This window comes from Gemmatimonadota bacterium (assembly GCA_016713785.1).
GTDB lineage: Bacteria > Gemmatimonadota > Gemmatimonadetes > Gemmatimonadales > GWC2-71-9 > JADJOM01.
Map to the genome: position 1 here is coordinate 579,378 of JADJOM010000002.1, position 21,597 is coordinate 600,974.

The 21,597-nt window shown below is 71.2% G+C and carries 19 protein-coding genes; 16 read left to right on the forward strand and 3 right to left on the reverse strand.

The window, feature by feature from the left end; translation table 11 throughout:
* Positions 1-57: 57 nt before the first annotated feature.
* Complete coding sequence (locus IPJ95_06930) at positions 58-720, reverse strand: hypothetical protein (GenBank protein ID MBK7923355.1); 663 nt, start codon at positions 718-720, stop codon at positions 58-60.
* 825 nt (positions 721-1,545) lie between these two features.
* Between IPJ95_06930 and IPJ95_06935 the strand changes: the two genes are divergently transcribed.
* Both IPJ95_06935 and IPJ95_06940 read left to right on the forward strand, forming a co-directional pair.
* The gene (locus tag IPJ95_06935) at positions 1,546-2,367 is read left to right on the forward strand and encodes a hypothetical protein (protein MBK7923356.1); all 822 of its coding nucleotides are present in this window, start codon (positions 1,546-1,548) and stop codon (positions 2,365-2,367) included.
* Positions 2,368-2,403: 36 nt separating this feature from the next.
* The gene (locus IPJ95_06940) at positions 2,404-2,811 is read left to right on the forward strand and encodes a hypothetical protein (protein ID MBK7923357.1); all 408 of its coding nucleotides are present in this window, start codon (positions 2,404-2,406) and stop codon (positions 2,809-2,811) included.
* 445 nt (positions 2,812-3,256) lie between these two features.
* Here IPJ95_06940 and IPJ95_06945 read toward each other — a convergent pair whose 3' ends face one another.
* On the reverse strand, positions 3,257-3,805 hold the full coding sequence (locus tag IPJ95_06945; protein ID MBK7923358.1) for a PadR family transcriptional regulator: 549 nt from the start codon (positions 3,803-3,805) through the stop codon (positions 3,257-3,259).
* Positions 3,806-3,900: 95 nt separating this feature from the next.
* Here IPJ95_06945 and IPJ95_06950 point away from each other — a divergent pair, with 95 nt between their 5' ends.
* The 13 genes from IPJ95_06950 to IPJ95_07010 all read left to right on the forward strand — a co-directional run bounded on the left by IPJ95_06950 (position 3,901) and on the right by IPJ95_07010 (position 14,335).
* Positions 3,901-4,359 (forward strand): hypothetical protein, encoded by a 459-nt coding sequence (locus IPJ95_06950; protein ID MBK7923359.1) that lies wholly within the window; start codon positions 3,901-3,903, stop codon positions 4,357-4,359.
* A 62-nt stretch (positions 4,360-4,421) separates the two neighbouring features.
* Positions 4,422-5,438: an alpha/beta fold hydrolase gene (locus IPJ95_06955; protein ID MBK7923360.1), complete on the forward strand. Its 1,017-nt coding sequence runs from the start codon at positions 4,422-4,424 to the stop codon at positions 5,436-5,438.
* Positions 5,439-5,800: 362 nt separating this feature from the next.
* Complete coding sequence (locus IPJ95_06960; protein MBK7923361.1) at positions 5,801-6,256, forward strand: hypothetical protein; 456 nt, start codon at positions 5,801-5,803, stop codon at positions 6,254-6,256.
* A gap of 703 nt (positions 6,257-6,959) precedes the next feature.
* Entirely contained in the window at positions 6,960-7,217 is a 258-nt protein-coding gene (locus IPJ95_06965; protein ID MBK7923362.1) for a transposase, read from the forward strand.
* Positions 7,218-7,291: 74 nt separating this feature from the next.
* The gene (locus IPJ95_06970; protein ID MBK7923363.1) at positions 7,292-7,762 is read left to right on the forward strand and encodes a DUF2269 family protein; all 471 of its coding nucleotides are present in this window, start codon (positions 7,292-7,294) and stop codon (positions 7,760-7,762) included.
* A gap of 210 nt (positions 7,763-7,972) precedes the next feature.
* Positions 7,973-9,382 carry a serine/threonine protein kinase gene (locus IPJ95_06975; GenBank protein MBK7923364.1) on the forward strand — a complete coding sequence of 470 codons (1,410 nt, stop codon included), beginning with the start codon at positions 7,973-7,975 and terminating at the stop codon, positions 9,380-9,382.
* 407 nt (positions 9,383-9,789) lie between these two features.
* Positions 9,790-11,430 carry a RecQ family ATP-dependent DNA helicase gene (locus tag IPJ95_06980; GenBank protein MBK7923365.1) on the forward strand — a complete coding sequence of 547 codons (1,641 nt, stop codon included), beginning with the start codon at positions 9,790-9,792 and terminating at the stop codon, positions 11,428-11,430.
* 186 nt (positions 11,431-11,616) lie between these two features.
* A complete protein-coding gene (locus tag IPJ95_06985) occupies positions 11,617-11,865 on the forward strand; it encodes a hypothetical protein (GenBank protein MBK7923366.1) in 249 nt (82 codons plus the stop codon).
* Positions 11,866-11,932: 67 nt separating this feature from the next.
* The gene (locus IPJ95_06990; GenBank protein ID MBK7923367.1) at positions 11,933-12,496 is read left to right on the forward strand and encodes a DUF4256 domain-containing protein; all 564 of its coding nucleotides are present in this window, start codon (positions 11,933-11,935) and stop codon (positions 12,494-12,496) included.
* A 32-nt stretch (positions 12,497-12,528) separates the two neighbouring features.
* Positions 12,529-13,185 (forward strand): class I SAM-dependent methyltransferase, encoded by a 657-nt coding sequence (locus IPJ95_06995; protein MBK7923368.1) that lies wholly within the window; start codon positions 12,529-12,531, stop codon positions 13,183-13,185.
* 54 nt (positions 13,186-13,239) lie between these two features.
* Positions 13,240-13,476, forward strand: coding sequence for a hypothetical protein (locus IPJ95_07000; GenBank protein ID MBK7923369.1), 237 nt, complete (start codon positions 13,240-13,242; stop codon positions 13,474-13,476).
* Positions 13,470-13,814 carry a type II toxin-antitoxin system PemK/MazF family toxin gene (locus tag IPJ95_07005; GenBank protein ID MBK7923370.1) on the forward strand — a complete coding sequence of 115 codons (345 nt, stop codon included), beginning with the start codon at positions 13,470-13,472 and terminating at the stop codon, positions 13,812-13,814. Before IPJ95_07000 ends, IPJ95_07005 begins: the two co-directional genes overlap by 7 nt.
* A gap of 86 nt (positions 13,815-13,900) precedes the next feature.
* Positions 13,901-14,335 carry a GNAT family N-acetyltransferase gene (locus IPJ95_07010; GenBank protein ID MBK7923371.1) on the forward strand — a complete coding sequence of 145 codons (435 nt, stop codon included), beginning with the start codon at positions 13,901-13,903 and terminating at the stop codon, positions 14,333-14,335.
* Between the two features lie 242 nt (positions 14,336-14,577).
* Here IPJ95_07010 and IPJ95_07015 read toward each other — a convergent pair whose 3' ends face one another.
* A complete protein-coding gene (locus tag IPJ95_07015) occupies positions 14,578-14,757 on the reverse strand; it encodes a hypothetical protein (GenBank protein ID MBK7923372.1) in 180 nt (59 codons plus the stop codon).
* An 814-nt stretch (positions 14,758-15,571) separates the two neighbouring features.
* On the opposite strand from IPJ95_07015, the gene IPJ95_07020 reads away from it, so the two are divergent.
* On the forward strand, positions 15,572-21,565 hold the full coding sequence (locus IPJ95_07020; protein MBK7923373.1) for a DUF5107 domain-containing protein: 5,994 nt from the start codon (positions 15,572-15,574) through the stop codon (positions 21,563-21,565).
* The last annotated feature ends 32 nt before the right edge of the window (positions 21,566-21,597 follow it).

Sequence of the window (21,597 nt, forward strand, 5' to 3'; positions counted from 1 at the left end):
TTTCCCTTTTCCATTTTCACTTTTTCAGTTTCCCGCTTCCCGCTTCCCGTTGTTATGTCACGCCGCCTTCCCTTCCTCCGGCTTGGGCGTGGGCATCGGGCCGTGGGGGCTGCTCGCGCTGGTCCAGGCCGCGAGCTTCTCGGCGTTGCCCTTGAAGCGCACCCGGTAGAGGGCGCCGAGGTAGCGGATGGAGAGGCGGATCTGCCGGGCCACCTGGTGCAGCTCCGCGCGGGCGCCGATGCGGCGCTGCGCGGCCGATTCCTTCACGCCGTCGGTGGTCTCGTACGTGGCCAGCGCGGCGGCGATGCGGGGCAGCAGGTCGGCCGGGGTGCCGAGGGAGGTCAGCAGCGCCTCGTGGGCGGTGGCGCGCTCCAGCACCGCGTGGGTCGCGGCAATGAAGGTGGCGCGCCCCCGGGCCAGCGGCGTCAGCTCGAAGGCGAGCAGCGTGTCGGGCTGGCGGTCGGCGGCCAGGGCGGCGAAGGGCTGCAGCAGCGCCAGGTCGTCGTGGATGGCGGCGCGCACCCGCGCCTTGCCGCGACTCGAGGCGGTGGCGTCGGTGCGGCCGGCTTCGGCCTGGGTGGCGAGCTCCTCGGCGCGCGCGAGCTGGGCGTCCAGCGCCTGGACGGTGGCGGTGATGACCGGGTGGTCATCGGGGTTGGCCCGGGCGAACTGCACCGAGCGCCGACCCGTGTCGAGCGTGCGTTGAATCCGTTTCTGCATACCCTCCTCCTTGTGAATGCCGACGTGAACTGCCGGGCCTCCTCCGCGCATGGGGGCGCGATGGGGTGGTATCGACGCGGGCCCGATCCCGCGCCGGGTAGGGGGAGAAGCATCGGGTGTGCCACGCCGGCGGGCGCACCGTCCCGTGCCGGTGTCGTGCGGCGGGTGGTCCGCGCGGCACATGCATGGGACCGCGGTGCACGCGCGCCTGACGGCGTTACCGGCACCCCTGCCGGGCGTACATGGCGGCCGGCACGCGTTACACGGGGGCGTGACCGTGCTGCACGCCGGCCGGACACCGTTCCACCGGGGCGTGACCGCGTTGCCGGTTGCCCTGCAAGCGGTTAGGCGGCGCGTGACGGCGTTTGACGGGGGCCTGACGGCGTTGCAGTAGCGTGTGACCGGGCCGCATATGCAGCTGACCGCGTGCGTATGCAGCCTGACTGCGCGGCACGGCTCCCGGACCGGGGCGGGGGATCTGGTGCGCCGACCGTGCGCCGACGTGCCGCGGGGGTGGCAGGATCGGCCGCGGTTGCGCCTCCGTGTGGCGGCGTGAATGTTGGGGAGGTCCGCACCGCGTGACCGTTCGGCGTGCTTTGGTCAGGCGGTGACGACCTCTTTCTGATGGGCGCCGTGGCACGTGTCTTGTGCGAGGACACTTTGGGGGGCGGAGTGTCCGGGATCGAGGACGGTCGGTCGGCGACCGAGCCCCCTTCGGGAGTGGCGGTAGGGCGGTAGGGCGGTAAGGCGGTAGCCCTCCGCCCGTCATTCCGAGGGAGCGGAGCGACCGAGGAATCCCTTGAGGGCGGCTGGAGGCGACGGCACATGCGTGTATGGCTCGCGGCGGTGATGCTGGTGGCGGCGGGAGCGACGCCCCTCGCGGCCCAGGAGGACAGCCTGGCGCGGGCCATGGTGGAGCGGGTGGGGCCGGCCGGCGCGGCGGCGGAGTGGCTGGTGCGGTACGACCGCTTCGCCTGGGTCAGCAGCGACTCGGTGATGGCGGCCGACCCGGCGCTGCTGCAGCAGCTCGGCCCGGAATGGTTCTGCGACACGGTGGACGGGCGGTGGCACGCCTTCTACGGCCGCTTCGACCCGGCCACCGACCGGTACCGGATCGTGTTCCACTATGAGGGTGGGGATGGGCGGCCGCTGCGGTCGTCGGTGGCGCCGGTGGACTCGAGCCGGCTCACCGGGGTGGCCCGGGCCCTCCACCACACCTACGCGAAGCTGCCGCCGCCGTTCGCGGAGGGGCGGGTGCGGCTCAACTGGTACGTGCGGCGGCTGCCGGGCGACGGGGTGGGAGTGACCTTCCTGCCAGCCTACCAGGCCAACGGGGTGCTGGTGTTCGGGGGCGAGGGGCACTTCCTGTGGGACCGGGCGGGGCGGCAGCTGCTCGACAGCACCTACCTCTACTCGGGGTTCCGGGGCATCCGCCCCGACACGACGGTGGAGCTCACCATCCCGGCCGAGGAGCTGGAGCAGCCGTCCATCGGCCAGATGTTCTTCCTGCTCAGCTACCACCGCTGGTTCCGGAAGATCTACATCCGGACCCGCTACGGCCTGACCACCGTGTTCGTGGGGGCGGATGGCGAGGAGGCGATCATCACCACGGTGCACGAGCCGAAGCCGGCGCGGTCGCCATCGTAGTGATGGCTACGGTCCATTGAACCGGGGCGCTCAACCATGTCCGTGATTGCGGTGGCGGTGGCCGTGGCTATTGCCGCGGGGCTCGCGGCGCCGTCGCTGCTCCGGCGGGCGGCGGTGCACAGGCTGCGGCAGATCCGCGACTCATGCTGCGAGCGCTGCGGCGCGCCGATCGATTCGGGGGCCCGGTTCCTGATCGAGGGCCGGATGGTCTGCGGGGCCTGCGCGGGGCGCACCTACCGGCGCGTTCGCGGGGTTTTGTGGGGCGTGGTGGGCATCAGCGCATTGGGGACATTGGCGGCCTGTGTGGCGGTCTGGGCCCGCTGGCAGCGGGGTGAGCCCCACGGCCTGTGGTTGGACGGTATGCTGATCCTGGGATTCCCGGCGGTGGCGGGGTTCTCGATCGTGGCGGCGCGGCGGCTCGGGCCTCGGCGAGCTCGCGGCTAACGCCGCGGCTCGGCATCAGGCGCTGAAGCGCCGGCCGGCCCCCCCGCGCCCGTCATTCCGAGGGAGCGGGGCGACCGAGGAATCCCCTGAGGGCGGCTCGGGCCTCGGCGAGCTCGCGGCTGAAGCCGCGGCTCGGCATCAGGCGCTGAAGCGCCGGCCGGCCCCCCCGCGCCCGTCATTCGCCGGCGCCAATGGGTCCGCTGATGCGGGCCCTCGGGGCGCTGCATGGGTGGAAGGCGGACCTCCCCGAAGTAGGACCACCAGGAGGCGCCGGCTGGCAGCCGGTTCGGGCCTACCCGGTCGTGAATGGGCTCCCGGCCCACACCAATCGCTCCAAGGAGCTGGAAGACAACAGCGCGCTCAAGACCCACGCCAAGGGCGCCGTGCAGTTTGAATCGCCCCGGGATCGCCGGCCACGAAATCGGACGCTCCATGGCCAGTCACGTCACCCTCCCAGTCGATCAAGTCGGGCCGCCGCCTCCTTCGCCCAGGCCAGCCGGGCCGCGGTGACCCTCCGCCCCAGATCCACGGTGAGACGCCAGAGCAGCAGCTGCTCCTTCGATGCGGGTGTCTTGGCGACACGGGAATCCGCCTCGTCGAGCCGCGTCATCGCCGCCTCCTGTCGCTTCAGGTAGTAACGCACGTGCCCGGCGAGGACGGCAGGGTCCGTGGCGTCGCCAAACGAGAGCTTGAGCAGCAGCTCGTTACGTACCACATCCGGTTCGGGGGGTTCCGCGAGCCAGAGACGGAGCGCGGCCCGGCCGCGCGCGGTGATCGTGTAGCTGCGCCGCTTCCGTGCCGTGCGGCGTTCCGGCTTCGCACGGATCAGTCCCTCGCGCTCGAGTTGGGCGAGCATCGGGTAGATGGAGCTGAACGTCTCGTGCCAGAAGAAGGCGTTCGCCTCCCGCAGGGCGACCGCGACGTCGTACCCGGTCCGCGGCCCCTGGCTCATCAGTCCCAGTACGAGAAACCGCGTCTTCGCCTTGCGGGCCATGTCTCCCCCTTGCGTGATATACCAGTATGATATATCAATCTGGTGTCACAACAAGCCGTGCCGCGCCCTTTTCCTGCTCTGCCGAGGATCGCATCGTGCACACCGCCGCCGACCCGCACGTGCTGAAGCTGCTCCTGGCACGCCTGGAACGCCTCCACCCGGACACCCGCAACCGCTGGGGAACCCTGACGGCGGCCGAGATGTTGTGTCATCTGGGGGATGCGCACGAGGCGGTGCTGAGTGTCCGCATCCCGGCCGACGGCCCGCCCATCCGTCCCCGGACGCTCGCCCGGTGGATCGCCCTGTACACCGCCCTTCCGTGGGCGCGGGGCATGGCGACGCGACCGGGCGTGGATCCCAGGCGTGACGGCACCCGGCCGGGCGACTTCGAGCAGGATCGGCGGCGTGCACTGGACAGCCTGCGGCAGGTCGCGCGCGCGACGGCCGACCAGCTCCCCGCCCGGCATCGCCTGTTCGGCCCGATGTCCGCCTGGGACTGGCACCGGTGGGCCTACCGTCATGTCAACCATCACCTGGTACAGTTCGGCCAATGAGCCACGCATCCGGGACCACACACGTGCGCAAACAGCCAGCGCACAATCGTCCGAAGCTCTCGATGCGGGCGACCATCGCCCTCCTTGCCATCGCGTGCACCGTGCCGGCGACAAAGGCGCGAGCCCAGGAGGCAGTGCCGAGGATCCACGAGCAGGATTCGACCCGCAACAATCTGGTCACCCCTCAGCGAATCCGCACCGTGCCCTTGGGGACGCTGGGAGCCGTGGTCCGGCGCGGGACGGGCCCGCAGACCATGCTGCTCATCCCCGGCCTCGGCTTCGGCGCATCGGTGTTCGATCCACTGATGAGGGCGCTGGCGGACTCGTTCACGATGGTGGCGGTTACGTTGCCCGGTTTCGACGGGACGGCGCCACCGCCAACACCGCCCGCCGGCACGAGCTACGGGGCACAGACGTGGACCTTGGGGGCACAACGCGCCATCGAGGACCTCGTGTCCCGGGAAGACCTGCGCGACATCGTGGTCGTCGGGCACTGGCTGACGGGGACGCAACTGGCCCTGCGGCTGCGCGCTGCGCTGCCAGATCGGGTGCGGGCCGTGGTGCTGCTGGCAGGGTCGGCGCGATTCGCCGGACCGCGCGCCATGACGGCGGAGCAGCGCGTGGAATTCGTGGACGGGCCCTTCTCCCAGGGGTGGTTCCGCACCGTGACCCGGGAAACCTGGGACGACAACAACTTCCTGCCGTCGGACTATGCGGCGGATCCGGTCCTCGGCCTACGGCTGTGGCGCCAAGCCGCCAGGCCGGACCTCCACGTGTGGATCCGCTACCTCCTCGAGTACCATGCGAGCGACATCCGCACGGAACACGGCGCCACGCGCACGCCCGTCCTGCTGCTCCATCCCGGGCTGGAGGGGGCGTGGCGCGAGCCGACCGGCGACTACCTCACTGCGTTCACGCGCGCCGGCTGGGGGGACCTCGCTGGTACGGGCATCGAAGCGCGTACGATTCCAGGCGCGCGGCTGGTCCCGTGGGTGGACCAACTTGCCCCGGTCGTGACTGAGATCCGGCGGTTCAGCGGCGCTAGCCCCGGCGTAGCGGATCGGCGACCCGGGCAGTAGAACCCCAATGCCTGCCTGAGCGACGAAGCGGCGCGGTTCCTCACGATTCCGCAGGGGAGCCTCGACGAGGCCGAGCGGAAGGGTGGCATGCGACACGAAAGCTACTCCGGTTGCTCAGCCAGGAGTGGCCGTTTGAGCGGTCGGTGCAAGGGGGCGTATGAGTCCCGACCGCCTCAGCCATGCTACTGATTCTGCGTGGCGTGTCCACTCTTCGCGGCGATGTCAGTCAGGGCCCGGCCGACCAGTTGTGCCGTCACTGGCCTCCCCGAGCCAGCGCGTGCACTTAGGCGCGGGCGTGAGGCGCCAACGGTACCCGCGCACTACTGCGCACCGCACTCCCTTCCACGGAAAGAGAGCCCGACATGCGACATCCCTTTCGCAAGGTGGTCATCGCCGGACTCCTGGGCGGGTTTGTCGGCAACGGCATCCTGGGGGCGCTGTTCTCAAGCCCGCCCGTCCGCGGCATCCTGTACAATCCCAGCATTCAGAGTGCGCTGTTCATTGAAGTGACCCCGCACAGGAATATTCCGGTTTCCGTAGCTGGGCTCGTGGTCTTGAGCACGATCCATTCCTGGCTGTTCTCTCTCCTCTGCCCCGCGATACCGGGCAGCACTTGGTTGAGGCAAGGCCTGTTCTGGGGCTTAGCCACCTGGCTCATGTACTGGCTGTTCCAAGAATGGTTCATCTACCATACCCTTCTCGGGGAGCCTGTTCTCCTGAATATTCTGGAGCTGGCCATCCTGCTTGTTGGGTCCTTGGCAGAAGGTGCGGTAATCGCCTTTGTGTTGCGCCGAAGGGCGGACGCGTTTCTGGCATGAGTGAGCAACCGGGCTGATGGGTAACACAGGCATCCAGGAAGATGGGTAACACCTTCGGGGTCCGCCACGAATGATGTGGTCCCGTTCGTCTGCAACTGCTGAGAAGGGTGTTCACTGAGCCGTGGCGCGGCAAGCTGGGGTTGCCTGGGCTCCACTCAACGGGGGATCGCCAGAGGACTCAGTGAACACGCCCAACCTAGCGCGACCGACCCCCACAGGGCGAGCTCGGATGGTCGCCCGGCTGGGCGGTGGGGAACCCCTCGGGCAGGGCCCCCGGGGACCGGGGCTCCGTGGCACCACTGTCCGGCAGTGGTGGCCCGGTGGCGCGAGGAAGGCGCTGCCGGCCTGGAGAACCACTTCAGCCGGCCGCACCAATCGCCGCGGACCCTGCCGCGGCATCGGCGGCGGCAGATCGCCCGGCTGCGGCCCCAGCGGCGGAGCTCATCAACAATTGCCCAGACGCTGGAGCGCCCGGTGTCGACAGTCGCGCACGTGCCGCGGCGGCTGGGGCTGGCCCGGCTCGGGGCCCTCGCGCCGAAGCCCCTGGTCCACCGCGCCGAGCACCACGGCCGTCCTGGCGGCGGCGACGCGGTGGATTGCGCGCCCGGGGGGGGGCCAGACGGGCGATCATAACCGCTTTCGGCGGCAGGAAGCGCAGGGCGCGGTTTCAGAGCCTGCGCTGGGCGCTGGCCCAGCGGCACGTGTGGACCCAGCCCTACCGCCCCAGACGAACGGCAAGGCGGAACGCTTCATCCGGACCTGTCTCGCCAGCTGGGCCTATGCGGCTGCCTATCGGACGTCGCTGCAACGGGCGCAGGCGCTCCCGGACTGGCTGCGGTACGACAATACCGAGCGGCACCAGACAGCCCTGGGCTTCACGACCCCGCGGCGGCGCCTGGCGGAGATCCGCCACCGGTGCACAATGTCTACTCCAATTGCACCTAGCACTCCCCGCATGTGACCGTGTGAATCCTCCGGTCCGCCTTGCGCGTACATGGCTCACGAATGTCTCCTCGGTCCGCCACTGGAGCTCCCATGTACTTGGCCATCAAGACGCTTCACATTGTCTCCGTTGTCCTGTTTCTCGGAAACATTGTCACTGGTCTCTTCTGGAAGGCCCATGGCGACCGCTCCGCCGACCCCCGCATTATCGCCCATACGCTCGATGGCATCATCCGGAGCGACCGGCTGTTCACCCTACCCGGTGTCCTCCTGATCGTCGTGTCTGGAGTCGCGGCCGCAGTCGTTGGAGAGCTTCCGCTCCTCCGGACCGCCTGGATCTGGCAGGCCATCGTGCTATTTGCCCTTTCCGGGCTGGCCTTTGCCTTCCAAGTGGCCCCCCTGCAGCGCCAGCTCCTTGCCTATGCTCGTGCGGCGGCCGCTGGGGAGCCGTGGGAACCGGCCCGGTACCGTCGGCTGTCGCTGCGCTGGGAGTTGTGGGGCCTCGCGGCCATTCTCACGCCGCTCGGCGCCCTGGCACTGATGGTGGTGAAGCCCACGCAGTGACAGCGCGCACGACGCAGATGCCTAAGAGGCGAATGCACCAGACGTGGCGCGGCCATGGCCGTGCTCCGGGCAGAGATGAGCCCCACGGTGGCGGATAGGTTCTTGCTCAGTGTCCCGCCACGCAGGTGATGCGCGGCCGTTAGGCAGCCCGGAGAACATGCTGCATTCTGGCGTGTCCATGTTGGAGCATGAATCGAAGGAGTGTCCTCCATGCCCCCGGATATTGCCGAACTCCAGCGGCGCCTGGCCGATGCGTTTCGCGGCCAGCTCGACGTCACCGGTGTGCTCGGCGTCGGCGGTTTCGGCGCGGTATTCCGCGCCCACGATCCGGTGTTGGAGCGTGACGTCGCCATCAAGGTGCTCGATGCGTCGCGCGCCTCCAGCGCCGACAACCGGGAGCAATTCCTCCGCGAAGCGCGCATCGTCGCGACGGTCGAGCATCCCCACATCGTGCCATTGTACGGCGCGGAGATCCGTGACGGACTGCTTTGCCTCACGATGCGACTGGTTCCAGGGCATTCGCTCGCGGAACGCCTCGCCGGCGAAGGCCCGTTGCCCCCCGCAGCGGCCGCGCGGCTGGCGCACGAAGTGGCGCAGGCGCTGACCACCGCTCACGCCCGCGGTGTGGTGCATCGCGACGTCAAGCCGGACAACATCCTGCTCGATGCCGACGGCCATGCCATCGTGACCGATTTCGGGATTTCACTGATCACCGGCCGGGCTAGTGACCGCAGCACTGGCGTGGTGATCGGCACACCGCAGTATCTCAGCCCGGAGCAGGCGCTGGGCGAAGCGGTCGATGGGCGCGCGGACGTGTACTCGCTCGGGGTAGTTCTCTTCGAGATGCTGACGGGCAAGCTCCCGTTCGCATCCGCGACGACCTCCGGCCTATTGGCGAAGCAGATTCTCGAGACGCCCCCATCACCTTCCAGGCTGCGGCCGGAACTTCCCGACCGCCTGGTCGCGGCGGTCAACCATGCACTGGCCAAATCGCCGGGCGATCGTCCGACCGCGAAGGAATTCGCCGGCGAACTCGCTCTTGCCCGTACGCCGGATGCGTTGCTGGCCCCGAGCGAGGTACGCCGGCGAAAGCGGCGCCGGCGGCTCCAGTGGATCACCCTGGGGATCGTCATGGGCGTCGCAGGGCTGGGAGTTGCGCTTTGGGCCGCGTTTCAGGGGCTGAACACGTTGAGGGGGGGAGCGCCGCCCAGCTTGAGCGCGACGGGAGCGACCATTCCCCCTGCGTTGATTGCAGAGGCCCGCGCCGACGGGAGCCTACAGCCCGACGAGGTGGCGGCGTACGTGTTCGTTCCTCACGGCCTGCCTTGGAGCGAGGCGCTCATCATCACGGATAGCGCCATTATCCGCCGGAGCGCCCGGGATCCGCGGCGACACGCGTTGGACGCGACCACGGTGATGCAATGGTATAGAAGTGGCAAGAACTCCGGACTGTGGGTGCGGGCTCGGAAGGATGGGCCGCGCGATACCCTGTTCACCAACCTCACGGGGGCCGAGCTCGGAGCGCTCAACGCCGGCTTCGCCACGCTTGGGCCGAGGCAGGGTGCCACCGTCACGAGTCCGCCGACACCTGCCACCCCACCATCGAGGCGGCCGCACTGATCCCGCGTGCTGTGTCCTTGAGCACAACGGCCGCATGTCTGCTGATGCCTGCAGTCATCCCCGCGTAGAATCCCAAGCCGGTGCCCAAGGGTCCGATCGATTGCTGCCAAACCAGCGTATCTGGACTTCTCCCCTGCGAAGCGCACGAGATCTTCGATAGTACGAGGTCGCCTGCAGTCGCATCTCCAGCCTATTCGGTGGGCCCCTCAGGGCCCTGGTCGTGATGGATAGTCGCGCGCGGTGTGCCAAGCGCATCGAGCGACCCGGCCGGCCACGGCTATCATCGGCTCGTCCCCGCACCGGAATTGCCATAGCTTTGCCCTGTGATCCCACAGACGCCGCAGGAGCCACCGCTTGTGCCTGGTTCGCCGGCCGAGCTCGCCCGCTGGCGAGCCATCCGCGCCATCGTGCTCGCGCGGGATGGGCACACCTGCCGAGACTGCGGTGAGAAGTGCTCCCAGGGCGAGGCCGACGTCCACCACCTCATTCCCCGCGCCGCCGGCGGGGACGATGACCCCGCCAACCTGATCACGCTGTGCGACGGCTGCCACGCCGCGCGCCACCCGAACCTGCAGGGCACCCTCGCCCGCCGGATGATCGAGCGCTGGGGGCTCTGGGTGGCACGTCTCCTGGACCGCCAGCAGGAGCTCGCCGGAATCGACGAGTCGGTCGGCGCCGCCATGCGGCTGCTCGGCGTCCCCCGCTTCCGCGCGCCCCAGCTGGACGTGATCCTGGCCGCCCTCCGCGGCGAGTCGCTGCTGTTCGTGAGCGCCACCGGCTCCGGCAAGTCGCTCTGCTTCCAGATCCCCATCCTGCTCACCCGCGGGTGCGGGTTCATCGTGTCGCCGCTCAAGGCGCTGATGAGCCAGCAGGTGGCCTCGCTGCAGATGAAGAAGATCCCCAGCACCTTCATCAACGGCGACTTGAGCCCCCTCGAAAAGAAGATCCGCTACAAGCTGCTGCACGATGGCGCGGTCAAATTCCTCTTCTGCACCCCCGAGCGCTTCGACCCCGGGATGGTGCGCCAGGCCGAGGTGGCCGAGGTGAGCCGGGCCCGGCCCAGCTACCTGGTCATCGACGAGGCACACTGCATCGACCGCTGGGGCCGGGACTTCCGGCCCAACTACGGCAAGCTGGGCGCCGTGCGCCAGGCCCTCGGCAACCCGCCCGTGCTGGCCTTCACCGCCACCGCTGGCGCCGAGGGGCAGCGGCGGATCCTCGCGTCGCTGGGCATCCCGGATGCCCGGGTGGTGGTGACGGGAGTCAACCGGCCGAACATCAAGTTCCTCCGCCTGGAGGTCCGCAAGGATGAGGAACGGTATCCCAGCATCGCCGACATGCTGCGGGTGATGCCCCCCGGCCGCGCCATGCTGTTCGTGCCGACCGTCAACACCGGCAAGGAGTTGCAGGCGGGCCTCCGGTCGGCGGGGTGGGACCTTCCGTTCTACCACTCGAAGCTCGGCACGGCCACCGAGCGCGAGATGCTGCTGGGCCGGTTCACCGGGCGCACCGAGCCCCCCGCCCGGGTGATCATCTGCACCAACGCCTTCGGCATGGGGCTCGACGTGCCCGACGTGCGGCTGGTGGTGCATTGGCAGCATCCCGCCTCCGCGGAGGATTACCTGCAGGAGTTCGGGCGGGCGGGGCGGGACGGCGCGCCGTCGATCGCGCTCCTGTTCACCAGCGAACGGGACGCGGGGCTCCTGCGGTTCATGGCCGGGAAGACGGCGGACATGGCCCCCGGCGACGAGGAGGCCCGAGCCGCGGTGCTGGCCGCCAAGCTCGCGGCCATCGGGCAGATGCGCCGCATCGCCACCGCCAGCGGGGGCTGCGTGCGCGACCGGATCGCCGCCTACTTCGGGGACACGCCCACGCCGCGGCGCCGGAACCTCTCCATGCGGATCGCCGAGTGGCTGCTGTCGCGCGGCACCAGGGTACCGCCATCGCCCTGCTGCTGCGACCACTGCGACGGGGTGAACACGGCGGATGCCGCCGCCGTCCGTGCCTGGGCGGTGCGGGTCTACACGCAGGGGAGCAAGGCCAGCTAGTTCACGCCACCGGCACCCGCGGCCGACGGGAGTCCTCCCTGCGTTGGCAGCCCTCCTGGCCCCTGACGCCACCCTGACCCCATCGCAGTCCCCGCCCTCTCCCACCCTCCTTGCGGCCCGCCCGCCGGCGACGAACCTTCAAGCGTGACTGCCGTGCCCGCGCCGGCCCTGCACCGAGGTCCCACCATGCCCGAATCCGAGACCGGCGACCTCCGCCTCTCCGACTTCACCGCGGTGCCGCTTGCCGCCGCCTGCCTGGTGCTCGGGGTGGCGTGCCTGATGATCGGGCTGCTCGGCTTCCTCTTCGGCGTCTTCGGGCTGCACGGGGCCAGGAACGTCGTCACCGCGGGAGCGGTGCTGTCCGTTGTCGCCTGGCTGCTCTACCGCAGAGCGCAGCAGGTGCAGGCCCGCCCAGGAGGGGACGCCGGTGTGTGACAACCCCTGAGCCGGCCGTCATCCCACGCGTGCGCCCCGTGACCTGACCCCTCACCCGAGCCTCTCCATGGCCAAGTCCCCCTCCCTCAACCCCAAGCAGCGCGACGCTCTCCTCGCCACGCTCAAGGCCCGGTTCGAGGGCCACCCGGCCCGCCACCCCGGTCTCACGTGGGCCACGGTGCTGGCGCGGCTCGAGAAGAACCCCGAGAAGCTCTGGTCATTGAGCGAGATGGAACGCACCGGCGGCGAGCCGGACGTGACGGGCCACGACAAGAAGAGCGGCGCCGTGACGTTCATGGACTGCGCCGCCGAGAGCCCCAAGGGCCGCCGCAGCACCTGCTACGATGAAGAAGCGCGCACCTCGCGCAAGGAACGCCCGCCCAAGGCCAGCGCCATCGCCCTGGCCCAGGCCATGGGCGCCACGCTGCTCACCGAGCAGGAATACCGCGACCTCCAGGCCCTGGCCCCGGTAGACCTGGCCACGTCGAGCTGGATCCTGACGCCCACCCCCATCCGCGCGCTCGGCGGCGCGCTGTTCTGCGACCGGCGCTACGACACGGTCTTCACCTACCACAACGGCGCCCAGTCATACTACGCGGCGCGCGGGTTCCGCTGCGCGCTCAAGGTGTAGCCGCCGCACCCCACCCATTTCGGATCGGTCGCATGGCCAGCACCAGCCAGACCCCGGGCTACTTCCGCGCCCTGATCCACCTGATCCGGCCGTTCCCGGATTTCGATATCGCGTTCATCAAGCCGCTCCGCGCCAGGGGGGTGGGGCTGCTCCGCCTCACGCCCGGCGCCCGCGTGCTCGACCTCGGCTGCGGGCCGGGGGGCAGCCTCCCCTTCCTGGTGGAGGCCGTGGGTCCGGCCGGCGAGGTGGTCGGCGTGGAGATCAGCGCCGAGGTGGCGCTCAACGCCCACCGGCGGATCGCGCACCACCAGTGGCGCAACGTGCGGGTGGTGGAGGCGGCGGCGGAGACGGCGGTGCTGGAGGGCAGCTTCGACGGCGCGCTGATGTTCGGCGCCCCGGACGTCTACGCCTCGCCGGCCGCGCTTGCCAACGTGCTGCCGCGGCTGCGCACTGGGGCGCGGGTGGTGTTCTTCGGCGCCAAGACCTCGCGGCGCCGCCTGGGCTGGCTGCTCAACCCGCTGCTGCGGCGCGCCTTTCCCCGGATCTCGTTCCCCACCACGCCGGTGCCCAACGACGCCCCGTGGGAGCAGCTGGCCCCGCACCTCCCCGACCTGGTGGTGGAGGAGCTCTTCTTCGGGTGGATGTTCCTTGCGGCGGGGACGCTGGCCCCGGGGCCGCAGGCGGGGTGAGCCAGGCGGTGCACACGGGTTTGACGCGTGGTGTGCCGTGAGTTATACTCGGGTATGAAGACGGCCATCTCGATCCCTGACGCGCTGTTCAAGTCCGCCGACACCCTGGCCGGCCGGCTCGGTGTTTCCCGCAGCCAGCTGTACGCCACGGCGATCGCGGAATACGTCGCCAAGCACCAGGCCCGGAAGCTCACGGACCGCCTGAATGCGGTCTACGCCAGCGAAGCCGGGACGCTCGACCCGGTGGTGCAGGAGCTGCAGGCCCGCTCGCTTCCGCGCGACCAGTGGTAGCGGAACGTGGGACGGTGGTCTGGGGGGAGCTCCCGGAACCGCGCGGATCCGAACCCGGTTTCCGCCGCCCGCTGCTGGTGATCCAGGCTGATGCATTCAACCGCAGTCGGCTGCCGACGGTCGTCACCCTCGCGCTGAGCGCCAATCTCCGGCTGCTCGATGCCCCCGGGAATGTCCTGCTGCCCGCCAGCGCCACCGGCCTGCCCCGCGACTCCGTGGCGAACGTCTCGCAGATCGTAACAATCGACGCCCGATACCTCCGGGAACCGCTGGCCAGGCTGCCCGGGCGGCTGATGGACCAGGTCGACGATGGGCTGCGCCTCATTCTGAATCTCTGAGGAGACGGGCCACGGCCACCCTTGCCGCACCCGCCGCGTCCCTGCACACTTGGGCCTGACCCGAAGCCCCTCACGGAGCGTCCTTCATGGCAGTTGAGTTTCGGCTCCTCGGCGCCGGCGATGCCCACCTCCTGGCCACCCCCGCCGCCGACGTCTTCGACCACGACCCCGACCCGGCGCTGTGCCGGGAGTTCCTGCAGGACCCGCGGCACCACATCGCCGTGGCGCTCGACGCCGGGGTGATCGTCGGCTTCGCCTCGGGCGTCCACTACGTGCATCCCGACAAGCCGGCCGAGCTGTGGATCAACGAGGTGGGCGTGGCGCCCACCCACCAGCGGCAGGGGATCGGCCAGCAGGTGCTGCAGTGCCTGCTCGACCACGCAAAGCAGCTCGGCTGCCGCGAGGCGTGGGTGCTCACCAGCCCCGCCAACCGCGCCGCGATGGGGCTGTACACGGCGGTGGGCGGGCAGCGGCTGTCGGACCCGCCGGCGATGTTCAGTTTTCCGCTCAAGGCCAGGTAGGGAAACGGGAAGCGGGAAGCGGGAAGCGGGAAGCGGGAAAAGGGAAAAGGGAACAGGGGAGGGCGCCGGCGCGGCTGGCGGGGCGCGGCACCGGCCGGTGGCACGCGCCGGAAGGGGCGTACGACTACATCGAGCTCGACCTGCTCGAGGTGACGTACGACTAGCCCTGGCAGGGGACCGACACGACGAAGGGCCGGCGCACCGCGCCGGCCCTTCGGCTTTCCATGTCCGCCCTGCGGTCGTCAGCGCGCCGTACAGTCCTCGGTCCCGTCCGGACAGCTCTGGATCGTGGCTTCCTCGGTGGGGATGGAGTAGCCGCCATCCTCCTCCTTCTTGCCGCAGGCGCTGGTGGCGGCGGACAGGACGACGAGGAGCGCGACGAGAAGCCAGGGCGAACGGGTGCGCTGCGATGCGGCGGACATTGGATCCTCCCCTTGGTGTCGAGGTGCGCGGTGTGCGACCCCTTCGTGTGAGTAACGCGGCGTGGGGGGTGGGGTTCTCACTGGGAAGGGGAAGCGGCGACCGAGCGCCCTTCAGGGCCGCGTAGCGGCGACTGGGGGGGGGGCGGGAAGCGGGAAGAGAGAAAGGGAAAGGGAAACGGAAACGGGAACAGGGGAAAAGGGGAAGGGGGGAGGGGGAAGGGGACCAGCCCCACTGGCTGTCATCCCGAGGGCGCGGAGCGCCCGGGTCCGGCGCGGACGCCAAGGGATTCCTCGCTCCGCTCGGGAGAACGCCCCTTCTCGCCGGCCCGCGAGTAAACTCGCGGCTCGGCACTGCGCAAGCGCTAAAGCGCTGGGCGTTGCAGCGATGCTTCTCGCCTAGAGTCGCTTCAGCGACTGCCGCCGAGTCGCGGCTTCAGCCGCGGGCACGGCGGGTCCGGCGCGGACGTCAACGGACTCCTCGCTCCGCTCGGGAGAACGCCCCTTCTCGCCGGCCCGCGAGTACACTCGCGGCTCGGCACTGCGCAAGCGCTAAAGCGCTGGGCGTTGCAGCGATGCTTCTCGCCTAGAGTCGCTTCAGCGACTGCCGCCGAGTCGCGGCTTCAGCCGCGGGCACGGCGGGTCCGGCGCGGCCTTCAAGGGATCCCTCGCTTCGCTCGGGATGACAGGCGGTTCCTCCGAACCGCCGAACCGCCGAACCGCCACTCCCTCGCGCCCGAGTCGCCGCTGCGCGGCTCCTGAAGGGCGCTCGGTCGCCGCCCTTGTCCGCACCCCGGCCAGGCGTAGGTTCTGCCCCATGACTCCCATCCGCCTGACGCTCCTGGCCCTGCTGCTCCCCGCCGTCCTCACGGCCCAGGGCCCGGCCACCATCCGCGAGACCACCCGCGAGTATCCCACCTATCCCTTCAGCGACCCGAACCCCATCCCGGTGGTGGGGCGGATCTATCCCTACTTCCGCTTCGACGGCTTTGCCCGCACCGCGGTGCCGCGGAAGTGGAAGGTGGTGGAGCTGGAGAACGCGTACCTGCGGGTGACGATCCTGCCGGAGATCGGCGGGAAGATCTGGGACGCGGTGGACAAGCGGAGCGGGCGCTCGTTCCTCTATCACAACCACGCGGTCAAGTTCCGCGACATCGCCATGCGGGGGCCCTGGACCAGCGGCGGCATCGAGGCCAACTACGGCATCATCGGCCACACGCCCAACGTGGCCACGCCGGTGGACTACCTGGCCCGCACCAACCCCGACGGCAGCGTGAGCTGCATCATCGGCGCGCTCGACCTGCTCACCCGCACCCCGTGGCGGCTGGAGGTCCGGCTGGCCCCGGGCGAGGCGAGCTTCAGCACCACCTCCACCTGGTTCAACGCCTCGCCGCTGGAGCAGCCCTACTACAGCTGGATGAACGCCGGGATCCCGGTGCGGGGGAACCTGCAGTTCATCTATCCCGGCACCAGTCGGCTGGGCCACGCCGGCGAGGTGGGGCCGTGGCCGGTGGACGGCGCCGGCCGCGACCTCTCCTGGTACGAGCGCAACAACTTCGGCGGCTACAAGTCGTACCACGTCTTCGGCGCCGCCACCGACTTCTTCGGCGCGTACTGGCACGACCAGGACTTCGGGATGGTGCGCACCGCCCCGCGCGACGAGAAGGCGGGGAAGAAAATCTGGATCTGGGGGCTGTCACGGCAGGGGATGATCTGGGAGCAGCTGCTGACCGACCGCGACGGGCAGTACGCCGAGGTGCAGTCGGGGCGGCTGTTCAACCAGTCGGTGGAGGGGAGCACCCTCACGCCGTTCAAGCACCGCGGCTTCGCGCCGCGCACGGTGGACCGATGGAGCGAGCGGTGGTACCCGGTGGCCGGCACCGGCGGGATGGTGGTGGCCGGCGCGGCGGGGGCGCTCAACGTGCGCACCAGCGGCAACCGGGTGATCCTGGCGCTGGCGCCGGCGCAGCCGATCCGCGACACGCTGGTGGTGCGGGTGGGCGCGCGGCAGGTGTACAGCCGCTACGTGGAGCGGGCCCCGCAGGCCACGTTCACCGACACGGTGACGGTGGCCGGCCTCCGTCCCGAGAGCCTCACGGTGACGCTGGGCGGCGAGCGGCTGGTGTACCACGCCGACCCGGCCGCCGGCGCGCTGGCCCGCCCACTCGACGCCCCCGCCGGCTTCGACTGGCACTCCGCCTACGGGCTCTACCTGCGCGGCAAGGAGTGGCTGCGCCAGCGCGACTACGCCCAGGCGCGGGTGTACCTCGACAGCGCGCTGGCCCGCGACCCCAACTTCGTCCCCGCGCTGGCCGACCGCGCCGCGGTGGCGCTGCGCGCGCTGGAGTACGCATCGGCCCGGGGCTACGCCCGCGCGGCGCTCCGGGTGGACACCTACGACGGCGCCGCCAACTACCACTACGGGCTGGCCAACCGCCGGCTGGGCCGGCTGGCCGACGCCAAGGACGGCTTCGAGATCGCCGCGCTCTCACCCGAGTACCGCGGCGCGGCGTGGACCGAGCTGGCCCGGATGGCGCTGGCCGAGCGGCAGCCGCTCGCGGCGGAGCAGTACGCCGCCAAGGCGCTGGCCGACGAGCCCGCCAACCTCGACGCCCTCGGCGCCTTGCTGGTGGCCGCGCGGCGGCGGGGGGACGTGGCCGGCCACGCGGCGCTGCTGGCCCGGCTCGAGGCCGCCGACCCGCTCAGCCACCAGGCGCGGCTGGAACGGCTGCTCGCCACGGGCGCGGCCGATCCGGGACGGCAGCTCGCCGCCGGGATCCGGGCCGAGCTCCCCGAGCAGGTGCTCATGGAGCTGGCGGCCTGGTACGCCGACGTGGGCGAGGCCGACCTGGCCCGCGCCATCCTCGAGGCCGCGGGCGACCACCCGGAGGCGCTCTACTGGCGCGCGGCGCTTGGCCCCGCGGCGGAGCGGGCGGGGCTCATCGCGCGGGCGGACGGGCGCTCGCCGGCGATGGTGTTCCCGTTCCGGCCGGAGGTGGTGCCGGCGCTCGAGGCGGCGGTGGCGCAGTCGGCCAGCTGGAAGCCGCGCTACTACCTGGCGCTGGCCTTCTGGGGCGCCGGCCGCGTGGCCACCGCCGACACGCTGCTCACCGCCCTCGGCGACACCCCCGACTTCCCGCCGTTCTACGCCACGCGCGCGGCGCTGCCCGGCCGCCCCGCCACGCTGGCGCGGCGCGACCTCGAACGCGCCGTGGCGCTCGACCCCGCCGAGTGGCGCTACGGCCGGCTGCTGACGGAGCAGCTGCTGGCCATGCACGAGCCGGCGGCGGCGGTGGCGGTGGCGCAGGAGTACGCCGATCGCTTCCCCGAGGGTGACGTCTCGGGGCTCACCCTGGCGCGCGCGCTGGTGGAGGCGGGGCGCCACCGCGAGGCGGACGCGCTGCTGGCGCGGCTCGACCTGTTGCCGGCCGAGGGGGCGCGGGACGGGCACATCCTGTACCGGCAGGCCAAGCTGATGCTCGCGGTGGAGGCCATCGCCGCGGAGCGGTGGTCCGAGGCCACGGAGCTCCTGGCGGCGGCGCGATTGTATCCCGAGCGGCTGGGCGCGGGGCGGCCCTACGACGCCGACGTGGACGAACGGCTGGAGGAGTGGCTGCTTGCCGAGATCGCGGTACGGCAGGGGAACCTCGCGGCGGCGCGCGCCCGGTGGGCCGGGATCGCGGCGAGCACGCTCCAGAGCGGCACCGCGAGTGATGTGCTGCCGCTGTGGGCCCGGACCCGGCTGGGCCGCGAGGCGGAGGCCGACGCCGACCTGGTGGCCTGGCCGCGGGCGCGGGTGGAGGAGGGGATGGACGGCGCGGTGCTCGCCGCGCTGGCGCGGGTGGGGCCGGTGGCCGCCGCGGAAGGGAGCCTCACGTATGGGGTGGGGCGCTGGGAGCCGGACAGCCTGGGCCATCACCGCGCCGTGGTGCGGGTGAGCGCGGCGGCCCCGGCGGTGCGGGTGAACATCCCGTGGCGCCGGCGCGACCAGCGCCCGGAGCAGGTGAACGCGGTGGTGGTGGCGGAGGCCACCGGGCGGCGGGTGCGCAACGTGGCGCGGATGGCGATCAGCCGCGAGGCGGGGGAGCTGGTGTTCCAGGCCGACCAGCCGGGCACGTACTATGTGTACTACCTGCCGTACACGGGGACGTTCCGGTCGAACTACCCGCGGATCACGTATCGCGCGGTGGAGGCCACCGCCGACACCGCGTGGCTCCGGCGGCACGGGCTGGGTGCGGGCGCGGGCGAGGGGTGGCGCGCGCTGCCGGCGGCCACGGTCACCGGGTTCGAGGCCGACAACGCCTTCAACCGCTTCACGTCGATGGAGTACACCGCCACCGCGGCGGAGCTGGCGGCGCTCCGGGCCCGGGAGCCGGACGCGGCCTACCTGGCGTTCGCGGAGGATCGCTCCCGCGCCATCCGCATGCTCGCCGACGTGCCGGCGGCGTGGGCGGCGCGGGGCGCCTTCCAGCCGTTCCACGGCACGGCGCGGCGCGGGGAGTACTACACCTTCCAGGTGGGGGTGTGGGCCCATCGCGGCGCGGTGGATTCCTTGCGCTACACCAGCGACGGCCTGGCGCAGCGCGGCGGCGCTGGGCGGATCGGCGCGGGGGCGGTGACGGCATTCAACCTCGAGGGCACCGACTGGTCGGGGCGGCCGTTCACCCGGCCGCTCACGGTGGACTCGGGGCGGGTGCAGCCGCTCTGGTTCGGGGTGGAGGTGCCGGCGACGGCCGCGCCGGGGAGCTACGAGGGGACGATCACCCTGCTGGCGCGGGGGGCGGCGCCGCGGCGCATCGCGGTGACGCTCGAGGTGACCGAGGAGCGGGTGGCCGACCGCGGCGACGACGACCCCGCCAACCTCACGCGGCTGCGCTGGCTCAACAGCCAGCTGGCCGCCGACGACAGCGTGGTGGCGCCGTACACGCCGCTCGTGGTGCGCGGGCGCACGGTGGCGCTGCTGGGCCGGGAGCTCACCTTCGGCGCCGACGGCCTGCCGGCGAGCATCCGCTCGTACTTCACCCCGAACAACACCGGCATCGGCCCCGCCGCGCGCGAGGTGCTGGCCGCGCCGGTGCGGCTGGTGGTCGAGGACGCGGCGGGGCGCGAGCTGCCGTGGCGGGTGCGGGCTGCCGCGGTGACGCGGCGGGCGCCGGGCGCGGTGGAGTGGCGGGGGGAGCGGACCGCGGGGGCGGTGCGGATGACCACCGCCGCGCGGCTCGAGTTCGACGGGACGGCGGAGTACGCCATCGCGCTCCGGGCCACCGCCCGCACCACCCTGGGCGAGGTGCGGCTGGAGCTGCCGTTCCGGCCCGAGGCGGCGAAGTACATGATGGGGCTGGGCCAGAAGGGGGGGCTCCGGCCGCGGGAGTTCCACTGGCGCTGGGACGTGGCCACGAAGAACCAGGACGCCGCGTGGATCGGCGACGTGAACGCGGGGCTCCAGTTCACGCTCAAGGACGAGCACTATGTCCGCCCGCTCAACACCAACTTCTACCTCTCCAAGCCGCTGGTGGCGCCGCGCTCGTGGGCCAACGGCGGCCAGGGGGGCTGCGACATCGTGGAGGCGGCGGGCCGGGTGCTGGCCACCTGCCACAGCGGCGGGCGGGTGCTCGAGCCGGGCGACAGCCTGCGTTTCGACCTGCGGCTCATGCTCACCCCGTTCAAGCCGCTCGACACCGCGGGGCAGTGGCGCACCCGCTACTTCCACGCCTTCGTGCCGGTGGACTCGATCGCGGGCCGCGGCGCCAACACGGTGAACATCCACCACGCCAACCGGGTGAACCCGTGGATCAACTACCCCTTCCTCGAACCCGCCGCGATGCGGGCCTACATCGACTCGGCCCACGCGGCGGGGCTCCGGGCCAAGATCTACTACACCGTGCGCGAGCTCACCAACCACGCCCCCGAGCTGTTCGCGCTGCGCTCGCTGGGTGACGAGGTGCTGTCGCGCGGGCCGGGGGGCGGGTACTCCTGGCTGCAGGAGCACCTGGGCGACGACTACATCGCGGCGTGGCACGTGCCGGAGAACAGGGACGCCGCCGTGGTGAACAGCGGGGTGTCGCGCTGGCACAACTTCTACATCGAGGGGCTGGCGTGGCTGGTGCGGCACGAGCGGATCGACGGGCTGTACCTCGATGACGTGGCCTTCGACCGCCTGACGATGAAGCGGGTGCGCAAGGTGCTCGACCGCGGCAATCCCGGCGCGCTCATCGACCTGCACTCCGCCAACCAGTACAACCCGCGCGACGGCTACGCCTCGAGCGCCAACCTCTACCTGGAGCACTTCCCCTTCCTCAACCGGCTGTGGTTCGGGGAGTACTTCGACTACGACGCACGGCCCGACTACTGGCTGGTGGAGATCTCGGGGATCCCCTTCGGCCTGATGGGCGAGATGCTCGAGGGGGGCGGCAACCCGTGGCGCGGGATGACCTTCGGGATGACGGCGCGGCTCCCCTGGGCCGGCGACCCGACCGGGCTGTGGCGGCTGTGGGACGACTTCGGCATCCAGCAGAGCCGGCTCATGGGGTGGTGGTCGGGCCGGGACCCGGTCACCACCAGCGACCCCGACGTGCTCGCCACCACCTGGATCCGCCCCGGCGCGGCGATGGTGGCGCTCGGCTCCTGGCGCGACGACAGCACCACGGTGCGGCTCACCCTCGACTGGGCGGCGCTGGGCCTCGACCCGGCGCGCACCCGGATCCGCGCGCCCGCGGTGAGCGGGTTCCAGGCGGCGGGATCGTGGGCCCCGGACGAGGCAATCCCGGTGCCGGGGAAGCGGGGGGTGGTGGTGGTGCTGGAACAGCGCTAGAAGCGGGAAGCGGGAAGCGGGAAGCGGGAAGA

Bases quoted from the DNA above. Each gene is read 5' to 3' on its own strand.
- IPJ95_06930 (MBK7923355.1), bottom strand. From the start codon at position 720: ATGCAGAAACGGATTCAACGCACGCTCGACACGGGTCGGCGCTCGGTG.
- IPJ95_06935 (MBK7923356.1), top strand. From the start codon at position 1,546: ATGCGTGTATGGCTCGCGGCGGTGATGCTGGTGGCGGCGGGAGCGACG.
- IPJ95_06940 (MBK7923357.1), top strand. From the start codon at position 2,404: ATGTCCGTGATTGCGGTGGCGGTGGCCGTGGCTATTGCCGCGGGGCTC.
- IPJ95_06945 (MBK7923358.1), bottom strand. From the start codon at position 3,805: ATGGCCCGCAAGGCGAAGACGCGGTTTCTCGTACTGGGACTGATGAGC.
- IPJ95_06955 (MBK7923360.1), top strand. From the start codon at position 4,422: ATGCGGGCGACCATCGCCCTCCTTGCCATCGCGTGCACCGTGCCGGCG.
- IPJ95_06960 (MBK7923361.1), top strand. From the start codon at position 5,801: ATGCGACATCCCTTTCGCAAGGTGGTCATCGCCGGACTCCTGGGCGGG.
- IPJ95_06970 (MBK7923363.1), top strand. From the start codon at position 7,292: ATGTACTTGGCCATCAAGACGCTTCACATTGTCTCCGTTGTCCTGTTT.
- IPJ95_06975 (MBK7923364.1), top strand. From the start codon at position 7,973: ATGCCCCCGGATATTGCCGAACTCCAGCGGCGCCTGGCCGATGCGTTT.
- IPJ95_06985 (MBK7923366.1), top strand. From the start codon at position 11,617: ATGCCCGAATCCGAGACCGGCGACCTCCGCCTCTCCGACTTCACCGCG.
- IPJ95_06990 (MBK7923367.1), top strand. From the start codon at position 11,933: ATGGCCAAGTCCCCCTCCCTCAACCCCAAGCAGCGCGACGCTCTCCTC.
- IPJ95_06995 (MBK7923368.1), top strand. From the start codon at position 12,529: ATGGCCAGCACCAGCCAGACCCCGGGCTACTTCCGCGCCCTGATCCAC.
- IPJ95_07000 (MBK7923369.1), top strand. From the start codon at position 13,240: ATGAAGACGGCCATCTCGATCCCTGACGCGCTGTTCAAGTCCGCCGAC.
- IPJ95_07010 (MBK7923371.1), top strand. From the start codon at position 13,901: ATGGCAGTTGAGTTTCGGCTCCTCGGCGCCGGCGATGCCCACCTCCTG.
- IPJ95_07015 (MBK7923372.1), bottom strand. From the start codon at position 14,757: ATGTCCGCCGCATCGCAGCGCACCCGTTCGCCCTGGCTTCTCGTCGCG.
- IPJ95_07020 (MBK7923373.1), top strand. From the start codon at position 15,572: ATGACTCCCATCCGCCTGACGCTCCTGGCCCTGCTGCTCCCCGCCGTC.